Here is an 856-nt window from a genome sequence, read left to right on the forward strand (position 1 = left end):
CGTTGACCAGCTGGTTGCTCTGGTCAAGGACGAGACATCGTCAGTGCCGAAGGCTGCACGAGGCATCCTGCAGGTGCTGATCGACAGCATCGAGGCGCTCGGGAAGCAGATCGACGACCTCGATGCTGAGATTGGCCGGCGCGCGAAGGACGACCCCGTCGCACGGCGGCTCATGACGATCCCGGGTATCGGCCCGATCGCGGCGACCGCGATCGTCGCTCTGGTGCCAGCACCGGAGGGCTTCCGGGCCGGGCGGGACTTCGCGGCCTGGCTTGGGCTGACCCCGCTGCAGAGATCAACCGGCGGCAAGCAGAAGCTCGGGGCCATCTCGAAGATGGGCGAGCGGAGTATCCGGCGCTTGCTCATCCTGGGCGCCAGTGCGGTGGTGCGCTGGGCCGTCCATCGTGGTGCAGCGCCGGGCTCGTGGCTGGCCCAGATGCTCGCGCGCAAGCCGCGCATGCTGGTCACCACCGCGCTGGCCAACAAGACGGCCCGCATCGTCTGGGCCCTGCTGGTGAAGGGTGGGACGTACAAGGCTCCGGCCGTGGCGGCGTAGGCCCGCCGCGGCCACCGAGGCGTAGGGCGAGCGAACGGAGGACATGGCGCAACAGTCGGCGAGACGGGATCGGGACAACCAAGCTGCAACAACGTACCTCGAGTACGCCACTTTGATCTGGATCCGCACCGCGAACTCCCATGCAGGCCGGCGGTCCATGGCCGCGAGAGAGGCCGGACAGATGGCAGCATCCGACTACGCGTCACCGCACTCCTGCAGTTTTCCCTTGCCCAGAAGGGGGCGTTCTCTAATCGCGTGCTCCTTGTCAATAGGCTGCGTGGTGCAGGCATTGCCAAGCCA

At 67.2% G+C, this 856-nt stretch carries 1 protein-coding gene; it reads left to right on the plus strand.

Features of this window, described 5'->3' with window-relative positions:
• The coding region (locus Q7A36_RS40265) for an IS110 family RNA-guided transposase (RefSeq protein WP_305109403.1) at window positions 1-556 on the plus strand (556 nt) is incomplete at its 5' end.
• Between the last annotated feature and the right edge of the window lie 300 nt (window positions 557-856).

The organism is Paracraurococcus lichenis, from assembly GCF_030657435.1.
Classification (GTDB): Bacteria; Pseudomonadota; Alphaproteobacteria; order Acetobacterales; family Acetobacteraceae; genus Paracraurococcus; species Paracraurococcus lichenis.